Here is a 6,864-nt window from a genome sequence, read left to right on the forward strand (position 1 = left end):
ATTTTCCTGACTGTACCCCATATAAAGAATTTTGGATTTGAATTTAGGAATTGTAGATAGATGGAATAAATTATTCTGATGAGCCTATCTTTTCTAATATCCGCTTATTTCTCAATAGTTGTCCAAACCTTTTTAGTTTTAAGTCATAATTTATAGTAAGAGAACGCAAGTATCTCTGGTGCCTCCAGCCCATATTGTCACCTTCAAAGGTAAAGCGTATGTTTGATACATACGCTTTTATCTATTTCGATCGTTTTGTTGGGAGATGATATAACAAAAAATGTTGATTATTGTTGAAAACTAAAAGGTTGAGATATTAGGCTTTTAATATTGAAATTTCCTTAACGCTGCAAATCCGCATTTTCCTGACGCTACCCCTCATAGAGTGAGAAAGAGCATAAGGAAAAACTGATATCACCAAGGGTGATATACTAGGCAAAGCCTAGTGTTTATATGATATCATTAATTTCTTTCAGGTGGGCTGACGTGGGACACCTGATTTATATAGGTGGGCTGACACGGGATACATGGAATTCTCTTAGTGGGCTGAACAAACAACCGTTTGTTCCTGCCTACCGGCGAGGGAGCCCCTCAAGGATTGAGGGGTTGGGGAGTTGGATTAAAGGGGGCTGGGGAAGAGTTCCCCAGCAGCTTTGGACAGAGTCCATGTTTTTCGATTGTTCGCCTTTAAGGTAATTCCGATTTCATATTTAATAAAGCGTTCTTTTATTTGCTTTCTGAAATGGTGGATATAACAGGTTTTTTTCTTTTTCCTCTATGTCATAAAAAGGGTGTTGACCGTTTTCTTCGTAGTATTCAGATAAAATTTCATCTTGATAAATAAAACACCGTACATTTTTATCTTTAATTCCCAAACATCTTAATACATCTTGCTTATAAATATCTGTAATAGTATTGATTAAAGATGTACTTCTATGTTCACTATCATCAAATATGTGTAAAATCCTGTTTTCAGTGTCATATGCTAATTGAAAGTTTGATTTTCCTACATACCCTGTTTCTATAATATCAGCAACAATAAATTTATTTGTTATTTTCATTTTTTCTCCTCCGTTTATCTAATTTAAGTACCCATTATCATAAAAAGCTTTTCTAATTACGCCACAGAGCGTTTCTCTGACATCCATAATTAACCATATACTCTTTATTAGTATTGAGCAATATTTAAATCATCAATTTTCCATGTATCGCCGTCTTTGATTAAATCCAGTGTTGCATAGGAGATCGATTTACTAGAAATTTCATTAACCGTAATTATATTATTAAAGGCAGCAAGAATCTGTATTCGGTTATCCGTAGAATCACCCCTATAAAGCTTCAAGTTCTCGATATTAGAGGTAACATTACTCCCTTCAAAATCCACCTCAGATTCACCTTCAAACAAGATCAATTCTTTGGCTTTGTCGGTTAATAGTGCTTCGACCTTTTTTTTATCGGGTTCATTTTTAAAAACGTAGTAGTTGTTAATAAAATTCCCAGCTACTGTAAGGGCTTTTTCTTCTTGTTGAGCTTCTGGTGATCGACTGCTCGTTTTACTTTTTTCTTGTAATTGCTTCACATCCGATCGGGCAACGGATAACTCCTCTTTTAATTGACCTATATGGAAAAAAAGATACCCGATTAGAAGAATACAAACCGCATAGCCAATGATGATAGATCGTTTCATCTCTCTCTCCTTTCTTATAGTCCAAGAATTAATTTAGGGTCTCTGAAATTTTCAACCCTTTTAGCAGGTTCATATTTGACACGGTATTCAAAATGTAAATGTGGCCCAGTAGAAGCTCCTGTACTTCCGCAAGTTCCCACTTGTTGACCACGTTTGACATCATTTCCTGCCCTTGTGTCTAATGAATTCATGTGAGCATAAACACTGTACTGTTCGTCGCTATGTTTGATGATGACTAAATTTCCATAACCTCCATTGTTAAAAGCTGAAATAAGGACTTCGCCATCTTTCACGGAGTAAATCGGGTCACCAGTTGAACAACCAAAGTCTATTCCTGTATGCATTTTCTGTTTACCTGAAATCGGATGTATACGCATCCCAAAAGGACTGGTAATATCAATGACCTTAAGAGGAAACGCCCATTCACCTTTTTTTCCTGCTTGTACGACTTCTCCTGCACCGCCATTGTAATATTTCATTACCGCATCTACATACAGAATATCCCCATAGCAAGCCCCTAAAGGCTTTGCTTCCGCACGAATACAAGTATAGTTTGATGGATTAGAGACTTTAGTCATCATGTATTGGGAAAATTCAATAGCAAGCTCCTTCGTATATTTTCCTCCTCGCTCTTTAACCCAACCGATAAATCCTGAGCCAAAATTATAACTTTGAAGTCCTAAATTGATGTCTCCCCCCGCTGCTTCCATAGTCTTTTTAAAGACCTTTACGCCCTGCTCAATGGATTTTTCAGGACTAACGATACACCCAATCCGCCCACAAAGGCTCTCACTTGCCTGCATAGGGTCAAGCCCTCTACCGCCACTTTCCTGTTGCATGAGCGCCATAATGAGTTCCGTATATTGCTCAATGTCTTCTTTCTTCGCATATTTCCGAATGATGGATTCATATCGTTTCACTTGTTCACTGACAATAGCCGTTCCACTTTCTGAAATAAAACCAGCGTCCGGTTTTTCCTCATCGTCACCCACAACAAGAAAGATCAACCCAGCAAAGACAGCGATTAAACCAATAAAGAGAGCGAGAACAATATAAATGACCTTATTCATGCCCTTTCGCCCCCTTACGGTTTCCTGCTTACGTTAGATGATGTCATTTCAGATTCTTGTCGTTCTGATTTTCGTTGAGGGGTTCTTGCTCGATCTCTTTGTTGCTGCTGTTCATTTTGATTCGACTCATTACGATGATTTCTTTCATTGATCTGTTGTTGAGCTTCCCATTGTGTAATCGGCTTATCTTCAGATTGTCTAGGTAATCTCTTACCTCGGTCGGATGATGACTTCTCAACAATCTGTGAAGTCCGATTGCTTCGATCTAAGGTAGAATCTTGACTGGTCGATGGTTCTTCATTCCATACCCGAACCCGAGGATGTTGTTCTGGAGAGCTTGATTCTGTCGTTTCCTTTTTCTCGGTATCCCGTTCTGTAGATGATGATATTACTTGAGGGGTACGGTTAAAGCGCGTTTCACGATAGTTTCCAATGTCTACGACATTAGCTAATCGATTATCTTTGTCTTGTGTACCATCAGCCGTTCCTGTTTCTGGTATTGCTTTTTGTGATGTACGATTTGTATTTTCAACTTCTTCTGAATTTGTTTCGGAAGGAGTTGATGCTTTTGAAATTTGTGCCGTCCGTAGTGTATTGCGTTGTTCATCGGATACTCGGTTCTGAGACAATGGCGCACGATCTTTGGCACGTTCAGGTTCTTCACCGTACATTTCATCTAGTTTTCTTTTGCTCTCAAAATAAGCTGCTGTACCTCCACCTGTTGCAGAGTTTAGCGCCCATTCAGTTGCTCGTTCCTTTGCTTCTGTTGCTCCTTCTCGTACCTTTTGATAAGCATTGTTTATCGTATTTCCATCTACTGTTGTAACCTGACCAGCTGTAATAAATTCAACGATCTTGTCTCGGTATTTAATCATAAGAATAATGGACATTGATACAGCTACCACGTTTAACATGTAATGGGCTGGGCTAGTCATTGGAATCGTTTCATACATGATTGTAGTGATGGCAAACATGAGTAGGATAAACACTCCAACAAATACTTTCATGAAGAAGAGACCCGCCATCCTTCCAAAGGTATACCATCCACTATTGGCGAACCTTGGTAACATGGATACCATTAAAGAAATCGGCAAAACAATGGCGATTATCATGATTAACACTTGAATCCCTGCATTGAGAAAAGTAATGAGTAGCATAGGAACACCAAGCAATAAGGAAAAGATCAGTGACACAAATGCAATGCCAATTTTCATTGGAATGTACGATTGAGTCATATAACTATTTTGTAAATCCCTAACTTCTTCTTTTACAATCTGCTCTCGTTTGGCATATCCCTCTTTTGTTGTTTTTGTAGATAGGAGTTGGTCAATTCGATTGGGGTTATCTTTTAAAATGTTTTCTTCTACAGTAGTACCGTAATTCATGATGAGATAAGGCTTTCTCACAATTAAATCATGATATTGATTACGCACAATAGCGATACTTCCTGCAAGCTCCTCACCTTCCTCCACACTCTCATCAGTCAAGGCAATTCCCGCTTTCATTACTTCCCCTTGGGCTTCATTCGTAATGCTATTTAAGGTTTTCAAGAAGTAATCGCTGTTAGAGAACCAAACCACAGCCAAAATAATCACAGCAGCCAAACTTCCGGTTGCTTTTAAAGCCTTCATTCCGTTTCGCTCCATCATGTAGTAAAAGAAAATCTGGAGCACAGCGAGGACAAAAAACAAAATAGCGAAGGATTGATACAAATTGTCATAAATGGCTTTAGCCACATTTGAAATCTTATCAGCCCAACTATCTAAAAAATCTAATCCATACAATAATTCAAGACCTGTATCGATTAGTTGTGCAACGATCTTAGTCATAGAAAAAATCATATTAGCAAAACTATTCATAGCTTTGTCGATTTCTTCGACAGTAAAGGGATTCCAATCGCCTTCGACATTAGTCACGACTTCATAATGGTTGTAGTCATATTGTTTGCTATCCAACACGACCCCGCCAGATGTCTCCTCTTTAGGCTTTACTGTAGTTGATTCCTCTGCTGCCATTGCTAAGCCTGAAAAAGAAAACAAACACGCTAGTAAGATAGCAAAGACCTTTTTGACAAACATCGTTCCACCCCCTCTAGTCTTGGCACAAATCTTCATTCTCCACATATACCGATTCTAGCTCTTCAACCTCATCATCTGCTCCAGCGTCACGATTATAGGAGTTTTCATCTTTCTTATAAACCCAAGAGCTTATATCATTAGTCCTAATTTCATAGTCTATAACAATGTATTTACCTTCCTCAAAAACACGAATACAAGCTTTTTCTCGTTTAAGAGAGTCAATATCTTTTTTTACGCCTGGCTTTTTAAGAGCTTCATTTTCAATCTCAATGACCTCGTCAATCGCTTTGTCATAGGAGTTGCCGTTGCCACAGGCTGCCAAGAAAACGGCAGCCGTTACAACTATCCCTAATCGCTTCATCATATTTCAAATTCCTCCTCTGCTTTGGCTGAATTGGACTTTTCGACTGTCTTAAAGGCTTCTTTCCACTCATAAAACAAACAATCAATGGACAGCTTGCCGGTACGACCGTAGAAATCGGAAAACAGACATTGCCCTTTCTGCATATTCCCTAACATCTTTTCATTGTTTTCTGTAGGTGCAAGCCCTACATACTTTAAGATATCTGCACGCTCTTCCTTTTCATCAAACGCAAACTTAGCACCAATATTTCCTTTTGACTCGTTCCCCTCGTTCACGTCGTGCACGGACTGTGTAACTAAATACAGTTGATTATTATAAGAACGGCCAATCCGCTTAAGATCATTAATCAACTTCTTCCCGCCTTTTGCCCCTGTCAACATCCACGCCTCATCAAAGATAATGGCGGTTTTTTCTTCTTTATCACGACGTCCAAACTTTTCACAGAACTTCGATAAAGGAACCATCATACAAACGGATTTACGCTCACTATCGCTGTAATCCTTGGGGTTTTCATCCTCTTTTGGAAGATCAAGTCCCTCAATTTGCAGAATGTTCACCTTTCCATCTAAGTTGATGCTTTTCGTCTCTCCAGTGGAAAAAATCAGTTGGAGGACACTGTTTTGGGTCATTTGCCATAATAATTGACCTGCACGACTTACGGTAATCTCTTCTGATTTCATGAGACGATCGACAACGGTCATTAAACCTACTTTTTTCCCCACTTTCCGTTCCTCTATGACCTCAGACAGCGTCTTCAAGACCGCTGTTTTGACGTCGTCTTTAGACGACATGTCATAAATTTGCTCAATGACCGCCTGTGCTGTATCTCGAGCTTCATAACCCTCTAAAAAGCAGATAGGGTCAAGCACTCCCCAATTCTTTGGGTCATGTGGGTCTAAGGTGACGTAATGGAATGACTCTACAAGTTCACTAAACAAAGGGTATTGCTCTTTCATTTCAGAGCCCTCAATGGCTTTTCGGAACCAACTTTCAATTTCTGATTTTGGATCCGTCATTAAGACTTTTACATCCAAGAAAGAGAGGTACATAAGGATTAATTTCACAAGGAAGGATTTACCCTTTCCTGTTTGACCCGTTATACTGATATGGGGACTATCGGTTACGGCGCCTAGAATCCCCTCATTTGCAATGAATGGGTGGAAAAGAACAATGTCTCGGCTGTTGGCAATCGATGACGATAGTTCTTTTCTTCCCGACGTATTATCGACTCGGCCAAAGTAAAAGCCAATTTTTGACCCCAATGTTTTAGATACCGCAAATAAATTTTCTACAAAGGCAGTATGAGTGGTACGTTGAAGCCAGTTCCTCTCAAAACTTAACGGCTCCCCATGAAGAAACTTATAAAATAGTTGCAGTTGATCTGCAACTGGCTGCACACACCCAATCTCCGAAAACTTCATATACCGCCGAACGGCTGTAGCTCGTGCTTTACATTCCTCTTTGGACTTTCCAGAAACAACAATCGTTGCGACCCAATGTAGAAACGCTACATCTTCATTTCGAAGCTCATTTTGTAAGCGACTAAGCATATGACGACCTTTGGAAATCTTATCGTCTTCATCTTCTCCCGCTTCTGCCATATCACGATCAGTTTCTTGTAGTCGTTTTTTTGTAAATGAGACTTTACGCAAAATAGCGTCCTTA

At 39.3% G+C, this 6,864-nt stretch carries 6 protein-coding genes; all 6 read right to left on the minus strand.

Translation table 11 applies throughout. The features are described 5' to 3' along the window. Window positions 1–710 precede the first annotated feature (710 nt). Window positions 711–1,061 carry a hypothetical protein gene (locus tag QFZ72_RS29330; RefSeq protein WP_307440760.1) on the minus strand — a complete coding sequence of 117 codons (351 nt, stop codon included), beginning with the start codon at window positions 1,059–1,061 and terminating at the stop codon, window positions 711–713. Between the two features lie 107 nt (window positions 1,062–1,168). After that, window positions 1,169–1,687, minus strand: a complete 519-nt coding sequence (locus tag QFZ72_RS29335; RefSeq protein WP_307440762.1) for a hypothetical protein — start codon at window positions 1,685–1,687, stop codon at window positions 1,169–1,171. Window positions 1,688–1,701: 14 nt separating this feature from the next. Next, the gene (locus QFZ72_RS29340; RefSeq protein WP_307440764.1) at window positions 1,702–2,757 is read right to left on the minus strand and encodes a lysozyme family protein; all 1,056 of its coding nucleotides are present in this window, start codon (window positions 2,755–2,757) and stop codon (window positions 1,702–1,704) included. Window positions 2,758–2,771: 14 nt separating this feature from the next. Continuing rightward, window positions 2,772–4,835: a CD3337/EF1877 family mobilome membrane protein gene (locus QFZ72_RS29345; RefSeq protein WP_307440766.1), complete on the minus strand. Its 2,064-nt coding sequence runs from the start codon at window positions 4,833–4,835 to the stop codon at window positions 2,772–2,774. Window positions 4,836–4,848: 13 nt separating this feature from the next. Continuing rightward, window positions 4,849–5,199 carry a cystatin-like fold lipoprotein gene (locus QFZ72_RS29350; RefSeq protein WP_307440768.1) on the minus strand — a complete coding sequence of 117 codons (351 nt, stop codon included), beginning with the start codon at window positions 5,197–5,199 and terminating at the stop codon, window positions 4,849–4,851. Continuing rightward, window positions 5,196–6,864: ATP-binding protein (locus QFZ72_RS29355; RefSeq protein ID WP_307440770.1), on the minus strand; the 1,669-nt coding region annotated here is incomplete at its 5' end. The genes QFZ72_RS29355 and QFZ72_RS29350, both read right to left, overlap by 4 nt.

This window comes from Bacillus sp. V2I10, from assembly GCF_030817055.1.
In the GTDB taxonomy this organism is placed as follows: domain Bacteria; phylum Bacillota; class Bacilli; order Bacillales; family Bacillaceae; genus Bacillus_P.